Below are 495 nucleotides of genomic sequence, written 5' to 3' on the forward strand. Positions count from 1 at the left end.
ACCGTTACACCCGGCAGCACGAACTCGGGCAACCCGGTGTTCTGCAAGGTGAACATCACCTGGAACACCGGCGCACGGCTCAGATCGCGCGGCACGTTCAGCGTTTCCACCACCTTCTCGAACGGCAGATCCTGATGGGCATAGGCGGCCAGGGTATTCGTCTTCACCTGCGCCACCAGCGCACTGAAGGTCGGGTCGCCCGCCAGATCGGTACGCAGCGCCAGGGTATTGATGAACAGCCCGATCAGCGGCTCGGTCTCGGCGTGGGTGCGGTTCGCGATCGGCGTGCCGATCACGAGATCATGCTGGTTGGCATGGCGCCCGAGCAGCACGTTGAAGGCGGCAAACAACGTCATGAAGGGCGTCACGCCCCACTGCTGGCTCAAGCTATCGATGCGGCCCGACAAGGCGGTTCCCAGCGCACGGGTCAGCACCTGGCCGTTGAAGGTCTGCACTGCCGGCCGAGGCCGGTCGGTGGGCAGTTCCAGCGCCGCC

General features: G+C 65.3%; 1 protein-coding gene. It reads right to left on the minus strand.

What is annotated here, in order from left to right; all coding sequences use genetic code 11:
- Window positions 1-495, minus strand: a 495-nt coding sequence (locus NLI84_RS13945; protein WP_255991102.1) for a condensation domain-containing protein, incomplete at both ends; no start/stop codon positions are given.

This window comes from Chitinolyticbacter albus (genome assembly GCF_024437655.1).
Lineage (GTDB): Bacteria > Pseudomonadota > Gammaproteobacteria > Burkholderiales > Chitinibacteraceae > Chitinolyticbacter > Chitinolyticbacter albus.